General features: G+C 64.8%; 15 protein-coding genes and 1 pseudogene. 4 read left to right on the forward strand and 12 right to left on the reverse strand.

All coding sequences use genetic code 11. The features are described from left to right. Window positions 1–34: 34 nt before the first annotated feature. From ACOABP_RS00770 to rpsB, 10 genes are all read right to left on the reverse strand, one after another. Window positions 35–565 carry an OmpH/Skp family outer membrane protein gene (locus ACOABP_RS00770; RefSeq protein ID WP_066735238.1) on the reverse strand — a complete coding sequence of 177 codons (531 nt, stop codon included), beginning with the start codon at window positions 563–565 and terminating at the stop codon, window positions 35–37. A gap of 20 nt (window positions 566–585) precedes the next feature. After that, window positions 586–2,916 carry an outer membrane protein assembly factor BamA gene (gene bamA, locus ACOABP_RS00775; protein ID WP_474227877.1) on the reverse strand — a complete coding sequence of 777 codons (2,331 nt, stop codon included), beginning with the start codon at window positions 2,914–2,916 and terminating at the stop codon, window positions 586–588. A 139-nt stretch (window positions 2,917–3,055) separates the two neighbouring features. Further along, window positions 3,056–4,453 carry an RIP metalloprotease RseP gene (gene rseP, locus ACOABP_RS00780; protein ID WP_474226558.1) on the reverse strand — a complete coding sequence of 466 codons (1,398 nt, stop codon included), beginning with the start codon at window positions 4,451–4,453 and terminating at the stop codon, window positions 3,056–3,058. A gap of 50 nt (window positions 4,454–4,503) precedes the next feature. Continuing rightward, entirely contained in the window at window positions 4,504–5,682 is a 1,179-nt protein-coding gene (gene ispC / locus ACOABP_RS00785) for a 1-deoxy-D-xylulose-5-phosphate reductoisomerase (RefSeq protein ID WP_474226559.1), read from the reverse strand. A 24-nt stretch (window positions 5,683–5,706) separates the two neighbouring features. Then, the gene (locus ACOABP_RS00790) at window positions 5,707–6,528 is read right to left on the reverse strand and encodes a phosphatidate cytidylyltransferase (RefSeq protein WP_474226560.1); all 822 of its coding nucleotides are present in this window, start codon (window positions 6,526–6,528) and stop codon (window positions 5,707–5,709) included. 38 nt (window positions 6,529–6,566) lie between these two features. Then, on the reverse strand, window positions 6,567–7,337 hold the full coding sequence (locus ACOABP_RS00795) for an isoprenyl transferase (RefSeq protein WP_474226561.1): 771 nt from the start codon (window positions 7,335–7,337) through the stop codon (window positions 6,567–6,569). A 52-nt stretch (window positions 7,338–7,389) separates the two neighbouring features. Then, a complete protein-coding gene (gene frr / locus ACOABP_RS00800; protein WP_066735216.1) occupies window positions 7,390–7,950 on the reverse strand; it encodes a ribosome recycling factor in 561 nt (186 codons plus the stop codon). A 108-nt stretch (window positions 7,951–8,058) separates the two neighbouring features. After that, complete coding sequence (gene pyrH / locus ACOABP_RS00805; RefSeq protein WP_066735314.1) at window positions 8,059–8,769, reverse strand: UMP kinase; 711 nt, start codon at window positions 8,767–8,769, stop codon at window positions 8,059–8,061. Between the two features lie 304 nt (window positions 8,770–9,073). Then, the gene (tsf, locus tag ACOABP_RS00810; RefSeq protein ID WP_066735213.1) at window positions 9,074–9,952 is read right to left on the reverse strand and encodes a translation elongation factor Ts; all 879 of its coding nucleotides are present in this window, start codon (window positions 9,950–9,952) and stop codon (window positions 9,074–9,076) included. A 166-nt stretch (window positions 9,953–10,118) separates the two neighbouring features. Beyond that, the gene (gene rpsB / locus ACOABP_RS00815) at window positions 10,119–10,862 is read right to left on the reverse strand and encodes a 30S ribosomal protein S2 (protein ID WP_066735210.1); all 744 of its coding nucleotides are present in this window, start codon (window positions 10,860–10,862) and stop codon (window positions 10,119–10,121) included. Between the two features lie 338 nt (window positions 10,863–11,200). On the opposite strand from rpsB, the gene map reads away from it, so the two are divergent. Both map and ACOABP_RS00825 read left to right on the forward strand, forming a co-directional pair. After that, a complete protein-coding gene (gene map, locus ACOABP_RS00820; protein ID WP_474226562.1) occupies window positions 11,201–12,019 on the forward strand; it encodes a type I methionyl aminopeptidase in 819 nt (272 codons plus the stop codon). 82 nt (window positions 12,020–12,101) lie between these two features. Continuing rightward, window positions 12,102–14,675: a [protein-PII] uridylyltransferase gene (locus ACOABP_RS00825; RefSeq protein WP_474226563.1), complete on the forward strand. Its 2,574-nt coding sequence runs from the start codon at window positions 12,102–12,104 to the stop codon at window positions 14,673–14,675. 708 nt (window positions 14,676–15,383) lie between these two features. On the opposite strand, the pseudogene ACOABP_RS00830 reads toward ACOABP_RS00825, so the two are convergent. Continuing rightward, window positions 15,384–15,803: pseudogene (locus tag ACOABP_RS00830) on the reverse strand (hypothetical protein); the annotation flags it as partial. A gap of 357 nt (window positions 15,804–16,160) precedes the next feature. Between ACOABP_RS00830 and ACOABP_RS00835 the strand changes: the two are divergent. Continuing rightward, the gene (locus tag ACOABP_RS00835) at window positions 16,161–16,904 is read left to right on the forward strand and encodes a pseudouridine synthase (RefSeq protein WP_474227878.1); all 744 of its coding nucleotides are present in this window, start codon (window positions 16,161–16,163) and stop codon (window positions 16,902–16,904) included. Between the two features lie 61 nt (window positions 16,905–16,965). Here the strand turns inward: ACOABP_RS00835 and ACOABP_RS00840 are convergent, their stop codons facing one another. Further along, entirely contained in the window at window positions 16,966–17,892 is a 927-nt protein-coding gene (locus ACOABP_RS00840; RefSeq protein WP_474226564.1) for a helix-turn-helix transcriptional regulator, read from the reverse strand. A 115-nt stretch (window positions 17,893–18,007) separates the two neighbouring features. On the opposite strand from ACOABP_RS00840, the gene ACOABP_RS00845 reads away from it, so the two are divergent. Further along, window positions 18,008–19,468 (forward strand): MFS transporter, encoded by a 1,461-nt coding sequence (locus ACOABP_RS00845; protein WP_474226565.1) that lies wholly within the window; start codon window positions 18,008–18,010, stop codon window positions 19,466–19,468. Window positions 19,469–19,488: the final 20 nt, after the last annotated feature.

The following is a 19,488-nucleotide window of genomic DNA, read 5'->3' on the forward strand; positions in this document are numbered from 1 at the left end:
AAAAAGCGAAAAGCGGCGCGCGAGCGCCCGCCGCTTACTTGCCCGAGCCGGCGTTCAGCGCCTTCATCACGTCGTCCGTGATGTCGATGCGCGGATTGACGTAGACCGCTTCCTGCACGATCAGGTCGTACTTGCGCTGCTCGGCCAGTTGACGGATCACGCGGTTGGCGCGCTCCAGGACCTGGGCCAGTTCTTCGTTACGACGCTGATTCAGGTCCTCGCGGAACTCGCGCTGCTTGCGCTGGAATTCGCGATCGAGGTCGGCCACCTCGCGCTGGCGGCGCTGGCGATCGGCGTCGGCCAGCACGGCCGTGTCCTTGTCGAGCTTGTCAGCCATGGCCTTGATCTTCTGGGCCATGTCCTGCAGTTCGCGGTCGCGCTTGGAGAATTCCTGCTCGAGCTTGACCTGCGCGGCCTTGGCCGGCTGCGAGTCACGCAGGATACGCTCCGAATTCACCGCGGCAATGCGCGCCTCCTGAGCCATCGCCGGGGCTGCCGCGCAAAGGGCCGCAGCGGCCAGCGCGGCCGCGCTCAGGGATTTGATCAGTGGAGTGTGGAGTTTCATCAAACAAATCCTTTTGGGGATCAGAACGCGGTACCAATCTGGAACTGGAACCGCTGAACCTTGTCGTTCTCGTCCTTCTTCAGCGGGAAACCCATGCTGACCTTCAGCGGGCCGATCGGCGACAGCCACGACATACCGAAACCGGTCGAATACTTCAGGTCGCTGACGGTGATCGGCGCACCTTCCTGGTAGACGTTACCGAAGTCGAAGAACGTGAACAGACGCAGCGTACGGTCAACACCCGAGCCTGGCAGCGGGAACACGAATTCCACGTTACCGATCATCTTCGAGGCACCGCCCACCGGGTTGCCGTTCTGGTCCTTCGGACCCAGCGTGCTGGTCTGGTAGCCGCGGACCGAACCGATACCACCGGCATAGAAGTACTTGAACACCGGGAACGGCGTATTGCCGTAACCGTGACCGTAGGCCACCTCACCGTTGAATGCCAGCGTGAAGGCCTTCGAGATCGGATAGAAGTACTGCTGCTGGAAGCTGGCGCGATAGTACTGCGTATCGCCGCCCGGCACGCCGATTTCCAGGTTGGCCTGGGTGTACGGACCCTTGGTCGGGATCAGCGCACTGTCCCGGCGGTCGCGCGCCCAGCCGACCGTGAACGGGAAGTTGTTGATCGGATCGCCGCTGGTCTTGCCAATCTTCTGCAGCCAGGCCGTGTACTGGCTCGGCGTGTTGACCGAGGTATAGACCTGGGTACGTTCGTAGCCGATACCGAAGAACACGGTGTCGTTTTCAGAGAACGGCACACCGAACTTGAAACCGCCACCGGCCGACACGATCTTGTAGTCCTGGTCACCCGTGTAGTACAGCGGGCGGGACGTACGGTAGTAAATATCGGTCGAACGGCTGATACCGTCCACCGTGAAGTACGGATCGTATTGCGTCAGCGCGATCGTACGGAACGACTTGGCCGTGTTCACATCCAGGCCCAGGCTGGTACCGGAACCGAACACGTTGTCCTGACGCAGGCCGGCCTGCAGCACGAGCTTGTCGGTCGACGAGAAGCCCAGACCGAGGCTGATCTGACCAGTCGGCTTTTCCGTCACATTTACGTTCACATCCACCTGATCGGGCGCGCCGGGCACGTCCTCGGTCGTGATGTTCGTATCCGTGAAGTAGCCGGTACGGTTGATACGTGCCTGCGACTGCTGGAGCTTCTCGCTATCGAACCACGAGCTTTCCATCTGGCGCATTTCACGGCGCACCACTTCGTCGCGCGTCTTGCTGTTGCCCACGACGTTCACGCGGCGCACATAGACGCGGCGGCCCGGATCGACCATCAGGGTCAGCGCCACTTCGCGCTTTTCCTTGTCGATCTGCGGTTGCGGGTTGATCGTCGTGAATGCGTAGCCGTACGTACCGAGCAGATCGGTAATGGCCTTCGTGCTGGCCGTCAGCTTTTCGGACGAGAAAATATCGCCCTTCTTCAGCTGCAGCAGCTTCTGCATTTCTTCCTGCTTGCCCAGCAGTTCGCCGGCCAAATGGATATCCGACACCTTGAACTGCTCGCCTTCGGCGATGTTCAGGGTCAGGTAGATATCCTTCTTGTCAGGCGTGATCGATACCTGCGTGGACTCGATCTGGAATTCCAGATAGCCGCGATTCAGGTAGAACGAGCGCAGCGCTTCCAGGTCGGCGGTGAGCTTCTGCTTCGAATACAGATCGTTCTTGGTGTACCACGACAGCCAGTTCGGCGTGGACAGCTGCATTTCATCGCGCAGCGTGCCTTCCTTGAAAGCCTTGTTGCCGACGATATTGATCTGGCGGATCTTCGCGACCGGGCCTTCTTCCACGTTGAACACCACGGACACGCGGTTGCGGTCCACCGGCGTTACCGTGGTCTGGACTTCGGCGGCGTAGTAGCCACGGGCCACATACTGGCGCTTCAGTTCCTGCTCGGCCTTGTCGATCAGCGCCTTGTCGTAGTAGCGCGCTTCGGCCACGCCCACTGCCCGCAGCGAGCGGCGCAGCGTGTCCTTGTCGAATTCCTTGATGCCGACGAATTCAAGCTGGGAAATCGCCGGGCGTTCCTCGACCTGCACGACCAGCACGCCGTCTTCGGCGCGGATCTGCACGTCCTTGAAAAACCCGGTATTGTAGAGCGCACGGATGGCGTCGGCGCCCTTGTCATCGGTGAAGGTTTCGCCGACACGCACGGGCAGGTAGCCAAAGACGGTACCCGGTTCCACGCGCTGCAGGCCTTCAACGCGAATATCCTTGACCACAAACGGATCTGCGGCCCAGCCCGCCGGGCTCCATGCCGCAATAATGGCACTCGTCAGCAAGCCCAGCGAGATGCGCTTATTTCTGATCAAAGTCGATCCCCTCTTCCTCATCGATTTCATGCAGGGTGTTGGCTCCAGCACCGATTGCAGCTACGCCTGACAATACCGGCACGACTGATCCTTCCCGACGGGGAATATCCCCCCGGGATACGACCGCCCCCGTCCGACTGGCGTTTCCGGCTGCGCGAAACTAGCCGCGCGCAAGAAACAGTCGGCTGACGTCATTGAACAAAGCGAGTGAGGTCAGGAGCAAGATGCATGCGATGCCGACCTTCTGCAGCATCGCTTGCCAGTGGTCTGGTACAGGCCTGCCAGTCAAAAATTCCACGCAATAATACAGCAAATGCCCCCCATCCAGCACCGGAATAGGTAACAAATTCAGTACACCGAGGCTGACGCTGACCAGCGCAAGGAAGCTCACGAACGGCTGCCAGCCCATGTTGGCGGCCCGTCCGGCATAGTCAGCCACTGTCAGCGGCCCGCTCAGGTTCTGCAGCGATGCCTGGCCCACGAGCATCTTCCCTAGCAGCTTCAGGGACAGCGTGCTGGTGCTCCAGACCTGGTCCGCAGCGCGAGCCAGCGCCTGGGTAAACGGATAGCGGACGGTTTCGGTCTGCACGGCCTGGTTCAGCGCGGCGCCCAGCTTGCCCACCATCGGCGCCGGCTCGCCTTCGGCACCGGCCTTGCCGCCCGGGGCGGCATCGAGCTTGACGGCCACGTCCAGGCGCTGACCCGCGCGCTCGATCCCCAGCGTGACGCCCTGGCCGGGTCTCGCCCGGACCCCGCGAATCAGCTCGCCGGCCTGGGTCAGCGGCTTGCCCTCCCAGGCCACCACCTTGTCGCCGGCGCGCAGACCCGCCCGTTGCGCCGCCGAATCGGCAACGATCTCGGTAATGGTGACCGGACCGCCCTTCAGTGCCAGACCCAGCGTCGCCAGCGGATCCTGGTCAGGATTGCCGCCCGTATCGGGCAGCCTTCCCAGCGGGATATCGCGTTCGGCGCCATCGGCACCACGAACGTGCATGACCGCGCTCGTATCGCCAAAACCCTGCGCGAACACGGCCATGCGCAGGTCGTTCCAGGATCGTACGGGCTCGGTCTGGCCATTCGCGCTCAGCGACAGCACGCGGTCGCCGTCCCGCACCCCGGCCTGCGCCGCCGCCGTACTGGCTGCCGGCGCGGCCAGCACGGGCACGGGTTCGCGCATGCCGCCGGCGAACAGCACCAGATACAGGGCGATAGCCAGCGCGAAATTGGCCAGCGGGCCGGCGGCCACGATGACAAAGCGCTTGCCTACGGGCTGGCGATTGAATGCACGCGGAAGATCGGCTGCATCAATAGGCGGGTCGACTTCCGGATCACGCTCCCGCTCGTCCAGCATCTTGACGTAGCCACCCAGCGGGATGGCCGCCAGCGTCCACTCGGTGCGGTCGCGCCCCTTGCTGACCCAGCGGGCCAGCGGGCGGCCGAAGCCGATCGAAAACCGCAGAACCTTGACCCCGCACGCACGCGCGGCCAGATAGTGCCCCATCTCGTGAACGAAGATCAGGATACAGAGGGCGACAACGAACGCGATAACGGTTTGCATGGCAAATCACCTCTTTCCAGATCCGGGCCTCGCCGCGATCGTGATGCCGATCAGCGGCCGACCAGTTGTTTCAGCAGTGCCTGGGCAGCCTCGCGAGCCGCGGCATCGGCAGCAAGCACGCCTTCGAGCGACCCGGCTTCGCCTTCGGCCGGCTGCTCCAGCACACTGGCCACGACGCGGGCGATATCCGTGAACCGGATATTACCCGCCAGGAACGCCTCCACCGCCACCTCGTTTGCGGCATTGAGCACGGCCGGCGCCACACCACCGGCGCGCAGCGCATCGAAGGCCAGCCCCAGGCACGGGAAGCGCTCAAGATCCGGCGTCTCGAAATGGAGGCCGCCCGCCACGGTCAGGTCCAGCGGCGTTACACCCGAATCGATCCGCTCAGGGTATGCCATGCCATAGGCAATCGGCGTACGCATGTCGGGGTTGCCCAACTGCGCCAGCACCGACCCGTCGGCATAGGCCACCATCGAATGCACGATGCTTTGCGGGTGAATCAGCACCTCGATCTTGTCGGCCGGGGCACCAAACAGCCAGTGCGCCTCGATGACCTCAAGCCCCTTGTTCATCATCGTGGCAGAATCCACCGAGATCTTGCGGCCCATCACCCACTTGGGGTGCGCGCAGGCCTGATCCGGCGTGATGTCATGCAGCGTGGACGGGTCACGGGTCCGGAACGGGCCGCCCGACGCCGTCAGCAGCACCTTCGACACCCCCGCGCCATAACGCGGGTCACTGGTCGGCAGGCACTGGAAAATCGCGTTGTGCTCGCTGTCGATCGGCAGCAGCGTGGCGCCGTGATGATGCACCGCATCCATGAAGATGCTGCCGGACATCACCAGCGATTCCTTGTTGGCGAGCAGCACGCGCTTGCCCGCACGCGCCGCCGCCAGCGACGAACGCAGGCCGGCCGCACCAACGATGGCGGCCATCACGGCATCGGTTTCCGCATCCGCGGCGATCGATTCCAGCGCTTCCGGGCCGTAGCCGACTTCAGTCGCCACGCCTGCCGCACGCAGCTTGCCCTCAAGCTCGCTCGCGGCCTCGGCCGATCCCACCACCGCCCGCGCGGGGCGGAACTCGGCGCAGGCCGCTGCCAGCTTGTCCACCTGGCGATGGGCGCTCAGCGCATGCACCGTATAGCGGTCGGGATGACGGCGCACCACGTCCAACGTGCTTTCGCCGATGGAACCCGTGGCGCCCAGAATCGTAATGCGTTGCATATAACCAGACGAATTCAGTTGTGATCAGACCCACGACAGCAGCAGCGCCGCCAGCGGGAATACCGGGATCAGCGCATCGATGCGGTCCAGAACGCCGCCGTGGCCAGGCAGCAGCCGGCTGCTGTCCTTGATGCCAACCTGACGCTTGAGCAGCGATTCGAACAGATCGCCGACCACGCTGGCTGCCACCAGCAGCGTCGTCAGCACGGCCAGCACGCCCAGGCCGACCTTGTCGGCAACCAGCGAGTACCAGGTGGGCGCGAAGGCGTGGCTTGCGGCCAGGCCCAGCGCCACGATCATCGCCAGCAGCCAGCCGCCAATCGCGCCCTCCCAGGACTTGCCCGGGCTGATGGCCGGAGCCAGCTTGCGCTTGCCGATCGCCTTGCCGACGAAATAGGCGCCGATGTCGGCAGCCCAGACCAGCACGGCGGCGGTCAGCAGCACGCCAACCCCGGCGACACGCAGCGCCATGACCGCATGGCCAAAGGCCGGCAGCATGATCAGCCCAAGCACGGCACCCAGCACGGTAAATCCGGGGGTCGCCTTGCGTACGCCGCGCGCCAGCAATACCAGCGCCACGCCCCAGGCAACGAGCGATGCCTCAAGCAGCCAGTCGATGGCGAATCCGGACGGTGCGAGGTGCCAGGCCAGCAGCGCCACCAGGCATGCCACGGCATAGACATAGGGCCACGGACGTGGCAGGCCGATCAGGCGGCCGAATTCCCAACCGCCCAGCAGCACGATGACCGCCACCAGGACCGCCAGCGCCGTGGGCGGCGCCAGGAACAGGATCGGCAGGATCAACAGCAACAGGCATACGGCGGTGATAACGCGGGTCAGAAGCATGCGGCTGCGGTTCCGTTGGTATGAAGGTACGGCCGGCCTCAGGCCGTTCCCGACAGGCCCGGCGCCACGACCTGGGCGCTGGTCCGGCCAAAACGGCGCTCTCGCTGGCGGTACGACGCAAACGCCTTGTCAAGTTCCGCGGCGTCGAAATCGGGCCAGAAGGTATCGGTGAAATACAGCTCGGTATAGGCGAGCTGCCAAAGCAGGAAATTGCTGATGCGCTGCTCGCCCCCGGTCCGGATGAACAGGTCCGGCTCCGGTGCATAGGCCATGGCAAGGTGCGGGGCCAGCAACGACTCGTCGATCGACTCCCCTTCGAGCATCGGCGAGCGGGCCAGCATCTTGCGCATGGCCTGCAGCAGGTCCCAGCGGCCGCCGTAGTTGGCGGCGATGGTCACGGTCAGGCCCGTGTTGCCGGCAGTACGCGCCTCGGCGTCCTTGATCATCTGCTGGATACGCGGACTGAAGCGCGCCAGATCGCCCACCACGCGCAGGCGGATGTTGTTGGCATGCATCCGCACCACCTCGCGACGCAGGGCGGTCATGAACAGGCGCATCAGGAACGACACCTCGTCCGCAGGACGGCGCCAGTTCTCGGAACTGAATGCGAACAGGGTCAGGTACTGCACGCCGCGTGCGGCGCAGGCCTGCACGATTTCGCGCACGGTATCCAGACCCCGCGTGTGGCCAGCCACGCGCGGCAGGTGACGCTTTGTCGCCCAGCGGCCGTTGCCATCCATGATGATGGCAACGTGTCGTGGCACATAGGTGGTATCGGGAACGCCGAGCGTCGAACTGATATGCTGCATGGATTCGCAGACGGTCTGGGACAACCCCGGCGGACAGGCCGCCGGGACGGCCTTACACCGTCAAGATCTCCTTCTCTTTCTCGGCGACGAGCTTGTCGATCTCGCCGACATACTTGTCCGTCAGCTTCTGGACATCGTCCGTGCCACGGCGCTCATCGTCTTCCGAGATGGTCTTGTCCTTGACCAGCTTCTTGAACTGCTCGTTGGCGTCGCGGCGCAGGTTGCGCACGGCCACCTTGGCGCCCTCGGCCTCGCTCTTCACCACCTTGATCAGCTCCTTGCGGCGCTCTTCGGTCAGCGGAGGCATCGGCACGCGGATCACGTCGCCCATCGTGGCGGGGTTCAGGCCCAGGTCGGCGTCGCGGATTGCCTTTTCCACGGCCTGCACCATCTTCTTTTCCCACGGTTGCACGGTAATCGTGCGGGCATCGCCCAGGCCAACGTTGGCCACCTGGCTGATCGGCACCGGCGAACCGTAGTAATCCACCTGAACGTGGTCGAGCAGGCCAGTGTGCGCACGGCCGGTACGAATTTTCGCCAGATCGGCCCTGAAGGCTTCGATCGACTTCTGCATCTTCTGCTCGGCGCTCTTCTTAGTGTCGGCGACGGTCATGATTACCTCCGGAAAACAGCCAGACAGGATCCCGCCGGGCGGGATCGAAAATGAAACATTCTACTCTCAGGCCAGACCGAATCAGCATTTTGATGCGGTCCGGACTGCTTAAACGTGCACTAGCGTACCTTCGTCCTCACCCAGGATCACGCGCTTCAGGGCGCCCGGCTTGACGATCGAGAACACCTTGATCGGCAGCTTCTGGTCGCGGCACAGCGCGAACGCGGTAGCGTCCATGACCTGCAGGTTGCGGGAAATGGCTTCGTCGAACGTAATCGTCGTATAGCGCGTGGCGCTCGGGTCCTTCTTGGGGTCGGCCGTGTAGACGCCGTCCACCTTGGTGGCCTTCAGCACGATCTCCGCGCCAATTTCCGAGCCGCGCAGCGCGGCGGCCGTGTCGGTGGTGAAGAACGGGTTGCCGGTGCCGGCGGCAAAGATCACGACCTTGCCTTCCTCGAGCTGGCGGATGGCGCGGGGGCGGATGTACGGCTCCACCACCTGGTCCATGCGCAGCGCGGATTGCACGCGGCCTTCGATATTGGCGTGGCGCATGGCGTCCTGCAGGGCCAGCGCGTTCATCATCGTGGCCAGCATGCCCATGTAGTCGGCCGTGGCACGGTCCATGCCGGCCGCACCGCCGGCGACGCCGCGGAAAATGTTGCCACCGCCGATGACAACCGCAACCTGGACTCCCAGCTTCACGATTTCGGCAATGTCGTTGACCATGCCTTCGATGGTCGCCCGGTTGATGCCGAAGGCATCGTCGCCCATAAGGGCTTCGCCGGACAGTTTCAGAAGGACGCGCTTGTAGGCTGGCATGTTCACCCTCGGGCAGGTTCTAGTCGCTCGTTTGAACGGATGGATGGGCGCGGGCGGCACAACGCAACTGCGCACCGGCCGCGCATGAATTTGGACTGCTTGACAGCTGGAAAGCCGGTTTTCGCCGTCATCTGCCGGCATCGCCCCACTAAAGGCGCGCTTATTGCAGGTGACTGCGAAAACTGACTGGCACGGCGCACATGGCAACCGTACTTGTGCAGAGGGGCACCTTGCGGCGCCCCTCGGCATTATACGGTGGCAGACCGGGCATCCCGCCAGGGAAACCCGTCCTGCCACCCGGACATCAACCCTTCTGGGCGGCGGCCACCTGGGCAGCCACTTCAGCAGCGAAATCGTCCTGCTTCTTCTCGATGCCTTCGCCCACCACGTACAGGGTGAAACCCTTCACGTTGGTGTTGACGGCCTTCAGCATCTGCTCGACGGTCTGCTTGTCGTTCTTCACGAACGGCTGGTTCAGCAGCGACACTTCCTTCAGGTACTTCTGGACCGAACCTTCCACCATCTTGGCGGCGATCTCGGCCGGCTTGCCCGACTCGGCAGCCTTCTGCTCGGCGATGCTGCGCTCCTTGGCGATCAGCTCGGCGGGCACTTGTTCCGACGACAGCGACACCGGCTTCATGGCGGCCACGTGCATGGCGACGTCCTTGGCGGCGGTTTCGTCGCCGTCGAACTCAACCATCACGCCGATGCGGGTGCCGTGCAGGTACGAAGCCAGCTTGCCACCGTTGGCGTAGCGCACGAAGCGGCGGATCGTCATGTTCTCGCCGATCTTGCCGATCAGGGCCGAGCGCACGGCGTCAACCGTCGAACCGTCCATTTCCAGGGCCGACAGGGCTGCCACGTCGGCCGGAGCCTGCTTGGCGATCAGTTCGGCAACCTTGGCGGCGAAGCCCAGGAAGTCGTCGTTCTTCGACACGAAGTCGGTTTCGCAGTTCAGTTCGACCAGCGAGCCCGTGGTGCCGTCGATGTACGTAGCCACGATGCCTTCGGCGGTCACGCGCGACGCAGCCTTGCTGGCCTTGTTGCCCAGCTTGACGCGCAGCAGCTCTTCAGCCTTGTCCAGGTCGCCGTCGGCTTCCGTCAGGGCCTTCTTGCATTCCATCATCGGCGCGTCGGTCTTCGCGCGCAGTTCTGCAACCATGCTTGCGGTAATTGCCGCCATTTGTCACTCCTTGATTGGTTGGCCTCATCCGCGGCAAATCATATCCACGGCGGATGACAACTGAATCTGTTTGCAAAAAGGGGGCGCCAGAAGTGCCCCCTTTCTTGGTTGCCGCAAGGCGGGCGCCGGTGGCCGGTGTATCCCGGCCTCAGGCGCCAGCGGGCAATCAGCCTTCCTGGACTTCGACGAATTCGTCGTCGCCACGCACGGCTTCCACCACTTCCTGCACCGCGTTCGCGCGGCCTTCCAGGATGGCGTCGGCCACGCCGCGCACGTACAGGGCAACAGCCTTGCTCGAGTCGTCGTTACCCGGGATCACGTAGTCGATGCCTTCCGGCGAGTGGTTCGTGTCGACCACGCCGATCACGGGGATGCCCAGCTTGTTGGCTTCGGTCACGGCGATCTTGTGGTAGCCGACGTCCACCACGAAGATGGCGTCAGGAACGCCGCCCATATCCTTGATGCCGCCGATGGACTTTTCCAGCTTTTCCATCTCGCGCTCGAACATCAGCGCTTCCTTCTTGCTCATGGTTTCCAGCGCGCCGGCTTCCTTGGCGGCTTCCATGTCCTTCAGGCGCTTGATCGAGATCTTGACGGTCTTGAAGTTCGTCAGCATACCGCCGAGCCAGCGGGCGTCGACGTAGGGCATGCCAGCGCGGCCAGCTTCCTCAGCCAGGATCTCGCGCGATTGACGCTTGGTACCCACGAAAAGCACGGTGCCGCGGTTTGCTGCCAGCTGACGCACGTACTTCAGCGCGTCCTGGAACATCGGCAGGGTCTTTTCGAGGTTGATAATGTGGATCTTGTTGCGATGACCGAAGATGAAGGGGGCCATCTTCGGGTTCCAGAAGCGGGTCTGGTGGCCAAAGTGGCAACCGGCTTCCAGCATTTCGCGCATGGTCACGGACATGTGAATTACTCCAAAAGGGTTGGGTCTGAAGTCCGCCCCGACATTCCTGAAAAGGAACACCCCGGATGGGCGGACAAGCGATTTACAAAAAGCAGCGATAATCTCCGACCCGCGGCGCCCGTTTCCAGGCCGTCAGCAAGTCAGCCCACGATTGTAGCAACAAAGCACCCCTTCCCTCAAGCCCCCTCGCAAGGCACGGAAACGCCGCCGCCCGCGCCCGCCACGCCGGCCTCCTCCTGTATTTCCCTGCTTTCTCGTCACGAAGGTGAGATAATCCCGCTTTGCGAACAGTAAAGGCGCGGTCTGAGACTGGGCCATCACATTTCAGGCGAAGCAGCATGAGCATCCATATCAATACCGCCGAAGACATCGCCCAAATGCGCGTGGCTTGCCGCCTTGCCTCCGAAGTCCTCGACTACATCACTCCCTTCGTCAAGGCTGGCGTCACCACCGGTGAACTCGACCGCCTTTGCCACGCCTACATGCGTGACGTGCAAGGCACCGTGCCGGCGCCCCTGAACTACGCGCCGCCGGGATATCCGCCCTTCCCCGGCGCGATCTGCACATCGGTCAACGACGTGATCTGCCACGGCATTCCCGGCGACCGGGTGCTCAAGGGCGGCGACGTGGTCAACCTGGACATTACCGTCATCACCAAGGAAGGCTACTACGGCGATACCAGCCGCATGTTCGTGGTGGGCGAGGCATCGATCCTGGCCAAGCGCCTGGCGCAGATTACCTACGAATGCATGTGGAAGGGCATCCAGCAAGTGCGCAATGGCGCACGCCTGGGGGATATCGGCCACGCCATCCAGACCCACGCCGAAGGCGCCGGTTACACCGTGGTGCGCGAGTACTGCGGCCACGGCATCGGCAAGGTGTTCCACTCGGACCCGCAGATCCTGCACTACGGCCGCCCGAATACCGGGATGGAAATCAAGTCGGGCATGATCTTCACGGTCGAGCCGATGATCAACGCCGGCAAGCGCGATATCCGCACGATGCCTGACCACTGGACGGTCAAGACGCGCGACCGCAGCCTGTCGGCCCAGTGGGAGCACACGGTGCTGGTGACGGATACCGGCTACGAAGTGCTGACGCTGTCGGCGGGTTCGCCCGTACCGCCCGCGTTCATCACCGATACCGTGGCGGCCTGATCCCGCACCGAACGCCAGGGCGCCCACCAAGGCGCCCTTTCTTCTTCCAGCCGTGCCCACGCCCACCCTCGACCCGCCGCCTATGGACACCACGCCGGAACTGTTGCTCTGCCAGCGCATTCGCGACAGGCTCAAGGCCGACAAGCAGGCGCTGTTTGCCGAATTCGACGCCAACAACCAGGTAACGCCGCTGGTAACGAAGCTGCGCCGCGCCGTCGACGCCGCGCTGATCGAGGCCTGGACCGGCCTGGAGCTGCCCGCGTCCGCCGCGCTGGTCGCCGTTGGCGGGTATGGCCGCGGCGAACTGTTCCCGCATTCCGATGTCGATGTGCTGTTGCTGCTGCCTGGCGAGCCCGACAGCGACACGGCCGCCAGGCTCGAACGCTTTATCGGCCTGTGCTGGGACCTCGGGCTGGAGATCGGCTCGTCGGTGCGCACCGTGGACGACTGTATCCGCGAATCGGCCGCCGACATCACCATCCGCACGGCGCTGCTCGAAGCGCGCCTGCTGACGGGCAGCAGGACGCTGCTCCAGTCGCTGCAGACGCGCTACCAGGCAGGCATGGACGCGGCCGACTTCTTCCAGGCCAAGCTGCTGGAACTGCGCCAGCGCCATGCCAAGTACCAGGACACGCCATACGCGCTGGAGCCGAACTGCAAGGAAAGCCCCGGCGGCCTGCGCGACCTGCAGGTGATCCTGTGGATGACCAAGGCGGCGGGCCTGGGCGACAGCTGGAAGGAACTGTTCGAGCGCGGGCTGCTGACCGAGCGCGAATCGCAGGAACTGGCCCGCAACGAGCGTCTGCTGCGCACCATCCGCGCCCGCCTGCACCTGCTGGCCGGCCGCCGCCAGGACGTGCTGGTGTTCGATCTGCAGACCGCGCTGGCCGAGTCGTTCGGCTATCGCCAGACGAACAACAAGCGCGCCAGCGAGCAGCTGATGCGCCGGTACTACTGGGCGGCCAAGGCCGTCACGCAACTGAACAGCGTGCTGCTGCTGAATATCGAGGCGATGCTGTTCCCGAGCGAGTCCAAGGTCACGCGCGTGATCAACGATCACTTCGTGGAGCGTCAGGGCATGCTGGAGATCACCAGCGACGACCTGTACGAGCGGAACCCGCACGCGATCCTGGAAACATTCCTGCTGTACGAGCGCACCCCGGGCGTGAAGGGGCTGTCGCCGCGCACGCTGCGCGGGCTGTACAACGCGCGCACGGTGATGGATGCCAGCTGGCGCAACGACCCCGTCAACCGCAGGCTGTTCCTGGCCATCGTGCAGGAGCCGCAGGGCATCACGCACGCGCTACGGCTGATGAACCAGACCAGCGTGCTGGGCCGCTACCTGATCAACTTCCGCCGCATCGTGGGCCAGATGCAGCACGACCTGTTCCACGTGTACACCGTGGACCAGCACATCCTGATGGTGGTGCGCAACATGCGCCGCTTCGCCATCGTCGAGCACACGCACGAATTCCCGTTCTGCAGCCAGCTGATGGCCGGCTTCGACCGGCCGTGGGTGCTGTGGGTGGCGGCGCTGTTCCACGACATCGCCAAGGGCCGCGGCGGCGACCATTCGAAGCTCGGCACCGTCGACGCGCGCCGCTTCTGCAAGCAGCATGGCATTTCGCGTGAAGACGCCGACCTGATCGCGTGGCTGGTGGAAAACCACCTGACGATGAGCCATGTGGCGCAGAAGCAGGACCTGACCGACCCCGACGTGGTGAAGGCATTCGCCCAGGTGGTAGGCAACGAGCGTTACCTGACGGCGCTGTACCTGCTGACCGTGGCCGATATCCGCGGCACCAGCCCCAAGGTGTGGAACGCCTGGAAGGGCAAGCTGCTGGAAGACCTGTACCGCATCACGCTGCGCGTGCTGGGCGGCGCCCATATCGACCAGCATTCGCTATGGGCGCAGAAGCGCGACGACACCATCGCGCAGCTGCGTCTGAAGGCGTTCGATCCCGAGCTGGCAAAGCCGCTCTGGAGCCGGCTCGACATGTCGTTCTTCATGCGGCACGATGCCCGCGACATCGCCTGGGTGACACGGCACCTGTTCAACAAGGTGAACAGCGTCGACCCCGTGGTCAAGGCGCGCGTGTCGCCCGCCGGCGAAGGGCTGCAGGTGGTGGTGTACGTGAAGGACCAGCCAGACCTGTTCGCGCGCATTTGCGGCTATTTCGAGCGCAAGGCGTTCTCGATCCAGGACGCCAAGATCGAGACCACGCGCGACGGCTATGCGCTGGACACCTTCCAGATTACCGATCCCGGCCTGGACGGCGACTACCGCGACATCCTCGCGCTGGTGGAGCATGAACTGACCGAACGCGTACGGCTGGAATGCCCGCTGCCCGAGCCCACGCAGGGCCGGCTGTCGCGCCAGTCGCGCAGCTTCCCGATCAAGCCGCGCGTGGACTTGCGCCCCGACGAACGCGGCCAGTACTACCTGCTGTCGGTGTCGGCCAACGACCGCACCGGGCTGCTTTACGCGCTGGCCCGCGTACTGGCCAAATATCGCGTGTCCGTCCATTCGGCACGCATCAACACGCTCGGCGAACGCGTGGAAGACGTGTTCCTGGTCGACGGCTCGCCGCTGGCCGCCGACAACCGATTGCAGATTCAAGTGGAACAGGATTTGCTCGACGCGCTGGCCATCTGATCCTCCGATGGCCAGCGCGCGAGCGCTTGGAAAGATATGACAGACAGCAACAAACCCGGTCGCAAGACGCTGGGCATCAAGACCTCCACGACGGGCGCACCGCGCAAGGCGAGCCGCCCGGTGCGCGTGTCGGACCTGAACCGCAAGCGCGTGCAGGACGTCGTCACCGGCATCAAGCAGGCCAAGGACCGCGCGGCCGAGAAGGACAAACGCAAGGCCGCACCGGCCGAGGGCGAGCGCACCGAACGTCCCCGCCGCTTCGAGGGCCAGGGCACTGACCGGCCCCGCCGTTTTGAAGGCGAGCGCAGCGAACGCCCGCGCCGTTTCGAGGGTGAAGGTGGCGAGCGTCCGCGTCGCTTCGAGGGTCAAGGCACCGACCGGCCGCGCCGCTTTGAGGGCGAAGGCTCGGATCGCCCGCGTCGCTTCGAAGGCCAGGGTACTGATCGCCCTCGCCGTTTTGAAGGCGAAGGCTCGGATCGCCCGCGACGCTTCGAAGGCCAGGGCGGCGACCGTCCGCGTCGTTTCGAAGGCCAAGGTGCTGATCGCCCTCGCCGTTTTGAAGGCGAAGGCTCGGATCGTCCGCGTCGCTTCGAAGGCCAGGGTGGCGACCGTCCGCGTCGTTTCGAAGGCCAAGGTGCTGATCGCCCTCGCCGTTTTGAAGGCGAAGGCTCGGATCGTCCGCGCCGCTTCGAAGGCCAAGGTACTGATCGCCCGCGTCGCTTCGAAGGCGAAGGCTCGGATCGTCCGCGTCGCTTCGAAGGCCAGGGTACTGACCGTCCCCGCCGCTTCGAAGGCGAAGGCTCGGATCGTCCGCGTCGCTTCGAAGGCCAGGGTACTGACCGTCCCCGCCGCTTCGAAGGCGAAGGCTCGGATCGTCCGCGTCGCTTCGAAGGCCAAGGCACTGATCGCCCGCGTCGCTTCGAAGGCGAAGGCTCGGATCGTCCGCGTCGCTTCGAAGGCCAGGGCGGCGACCGTCCCCGTCGCTTCGAAGGCCAAGGCACTGACCGTCCCCGCCGCTTCGAAGGCCAAGGTACTGATCGCCCGCGTCGCTTCGAAGGCGAAGGCTTGGATCGCCCCCGTCGCTTCGAAGGCCAGGGCGGCGACCGTCCTCGTCGTTTCGAAGGCCAAGGTACTGATCGCCCGCGTCGCTTCGAAGGCGAAGGCTCGGATCGCCCCCGTCGCTTCGAAGGCCAGGGCGGCGACCGCCCGCGTCGTTTCGAAGGCCAGGGTGCCGACCGCCCGCGCCGTTTTGGCGATGACGAGCGTGTAGATCGTCCGCGCCGCGATGACGGCGCGCCGCGCCGTGGCGATGCGCCGGCACGCCGCTTCAGCGATACGTCCGACCGCGCGCGTCCGGTGCGCGCCGAGCGTAGCGAACGTGGAGAACGCTTTGAACGTGGAGAACGCTTTGAACGTGCCGAGCGCCCTGCCCCGCAGGCTCCGGCAGAGCCGCGCGAAGACGGCCTGGTCCGTCTGTCCAAGCGCATGTCCGAACTGGGCCTGTGCTCGCGCCGCGAAGCCGACGAATGGATCCCGCGCGGCTGGGTGCTGGTCGACGGCGAGCCCGTGACCGAACTGGGCACCCGTATCCGCCCCGACGCCGAGATCGAAATCCGCCAGGAAGCGCGCTCGGAGCAAGGCGAGCGCGTGACGGTGCTGCTGAACAAGCCGGTCGGCTATGTCTCGGGGCAGGCCGAAGATGGTTACGAGCCCGCCGCCGTGCTGTTCACGGCCGAAAACCAGTGGGAAGAAGACCCCACGCGCAAGCGCTTCGCGCCGTGGCAGCGCAAGAACCTGGCCCCGGCGGGCCGGCTCGATATCGACTCCACGGGCCTGCTGGTGCTGACGCAGGACGGCCGCATCGCACGCGCGCTGATCGGCGACGACTCGACCGTCGAAAAGGAATACCTGGTGCGCGTGGAGTGGGAATCGCCGCAAGGCGTGGTCGACCGCAATATCAGCGCCGTCTTCCCCGAAGACCAGCTTGAGCGTCTGCGCTTTGGCCTGTCGCTGGATGGCGTGGCGCTGAAGCCCGCCAAGGTGAGCTGGCAGAACGAGGAGCAACTGCGCTTTGTTCTGCGTGAAGGCCGCAAGCGCCAGATTCGCCGGATGTGCGAACAGGTGGGACTGAAGGTGGTGGGCCTGAAGCGCGTGCGCATGGGCCGCATCGCCCTGGGCGACCTGCCCCCGGGCCAGTGGCGCTTCCTGGGACAGTTCGAGAAGTTCTGAGGCGGCTGTCCAGTTGATGTCAGCGCCCCTCTCCCGCCTTGCGGGAGAGGGGAAAACCGCATCACATCTGCACCGGCGGCAGCATTCGCAACGCCGCCTCGGCCTGCTCGTCGGCCGGCACATATACCAGCAGCCGCGCGCCATTGCGCGGCGCGGTCCAGAAATTGGTCTGGGTCAGCTGAAACTCTCCCGTTTCCGGGTTCGTGAAGCGCTTGACGTGGTTCTGGATGCCTCGCACCTGGTATCGCTGCCAGAGTTGCTGGAATTTCTCGGACACGGCCATATAGCGCGCCAGTTGTGCCTCCCACAGCGGATCGTCGACGTGCTCGGCCATCGCCGCGCGATACATCGCCACCATGTTGCAGACCATGCCTTCCCAGTCGGGCACGGCCTTGCGCCAGCCCGGGTGCGTCAGCGCCAGGTAGATGCAGTTGCGGTCTTCGGGTGGCAGGCTCGGAACATTCATGCCAAGCAGCCGGCAATATGCGTCGTTGTGCGCCACGATGTCGAAGCGGGCGTTCTGTACCAGTGCCGGAATCGGGTCGAGCTGGTCAAGCAGGCGCTGGGTGGTCACGGACACCGTTTCGCAAACCGACGTGCCAGCCAAGGCCGCCGGCCGCTGCAGGCCCGCCAGCGTGAACAGGTGCTCGGTCTCCGTCGGCGAGCACTGCAGCGCGGCCGCCACCGCATTGAGCACCTTCGGCGAGACACGGATCGGCCTGCCCTGCTCCAGCTTGGTGTACCAGGTAATGCCGATATCGGCCATGGCGGCTACTTCCTCGCGCCGCAGTCCCGGGGTACGGCGCCGGCCCACGCGCGACAACCCGATGCGCGCCGGGTCCAGGTTTTCCCGGCGGGCGCGCAGAAAGGCGCCCAGTTCGGTCTCCCGGCCGGTACTGGCGTGGCTGCCAGCTTCCAGCGGGTCGGTGTCCGACTCCAGACTTGTTCCCGGGCGCGAAAGCGCACTCGGTTCCTGACGGGCGTTCATGATGCATCACTCCTGCGTAGCCTGACACTGTTTATACCAGTCTAACTGGACTCTTGTACCAGTCTGATTGCATGACCATACTCCCAGCCTCAAGCCTTGTCGAGGTCAGCATTCCATGAAAGCCCCCGCATCTCCTTCCCCAACTGCAACCACAAATTCCGCCCCCTCACTGGGCCGCACCGGCCTGTACGTGCTGCTGGCCGGCCAGTTGCTGCCGCAGATCGATTTCTCCATCGTCAACGTGGCGCTGCACCCCATCGAGCACTCGCTGGGCGCCACGCCAGCCGAACTGGAGTTGATGGTGGCCGTCTATGGCGTGGCGTTTGCCGTCTGCCTGGCAATGGGCGGCCGGCTGGGCGACAACTTCGGCCGCCGCCGTGTCTTCAATGCCGGTGTGCTGCTGTTCGGCATCGCCTCGCTGCTGTGCGGCGTGGCCGGATCGATGCTGGTGCTGCTCGGTGCCCGGCTACTGCAAGGCGCGGCAGCCGCACTGCTGGTGCCGCAGATCCTTGCCACCATCCACGTGGGGCTGCGCGGCCATGCGCACTCCCGCGCGCTGGCGCTCTTCGCGTCGGTGGGCGGCGTGGCCTTCATCATCGGGCAGGTGCTGGGTGGATTTCTGGTGGATGCCGATATCGGTGGCCTGGGCTGGCGCAATGCGTTCCTGATCAATCTGCCGGTGTGCGCCGTCATCCTGTGGCTGTCACCGCGCGTCATCCCGGAAACGCGCCGCGACAACCCCGCAGGCGTGGATATCCCCGGCACGGCGCTGCTGGCGATGGTGATCCTCTCCGTCCTGCTGCCCGTGGCGATGGGTCCGATGTTCCACTGGTCGTGGCCCGTGCTGGCGACGCTGGCGGCCGCCGCCCCGCTGACCCTGTGGCTGTGGCAGGTTGAAAAGCGCCAGGAGCAGCGCGGCATGCATCCGCTGCTGCCGCCCTCGCTGGTGCGGCTGCCAAGCGTGCGCTTCGGCTTTGTGGTGGCAATCCTGTTCTACGCGTGCTGGAGCGGCTTCATGTTCGTGCTGGCGCTGGCCCTGCAGGGTGGCGGCGGCATGACACCGACGATGGCCGGCAATGCGTTCATTCCGCTGGGCGTCGCGTTCTCGGTGGCATCGCTGCTGAGCCCGCGGGTAGTGGGGCTGTGGGGTCGTACGCGCGTGCTGCTGGTCGGCTGCCTGATCCAGATGGCAGGCATGGCGGCACTGGCCTGGACGCTGCGCCATGTCTGGCCGCATCCCGATCTTGTCACGCTGGCAGCGCCGACCATGCTGATCGGCATTGGCAATGCACTGGTGGTGGGCTGCTTCTACCGGATCGGACTGGCCGATATTCCGCCCGATCACGCCGGGGCGGGCAGCGCGGCGCTGGCCACTGTCCAGCAGGCTTCGCTGGGGCTGGGATCGGCACTGCTGGGCACGGTGTTCGCCCAGCGGATCCATCACGGCGGCAACTACCTTGATGCCACGCTGACGAGCCTGGCGGCCGAGTTGGTCCTGATGACGATGCTGGTGGTGGCGGCGGCGATCTATCATGCGCGCCACGGCCAGCCGGTGCTGGCGGCTGGCGCGGCATAACCAGCCACCGGTTACAGCTC

The organism is Cupriavidus sp. HE11, assembly GCF_056097175.1.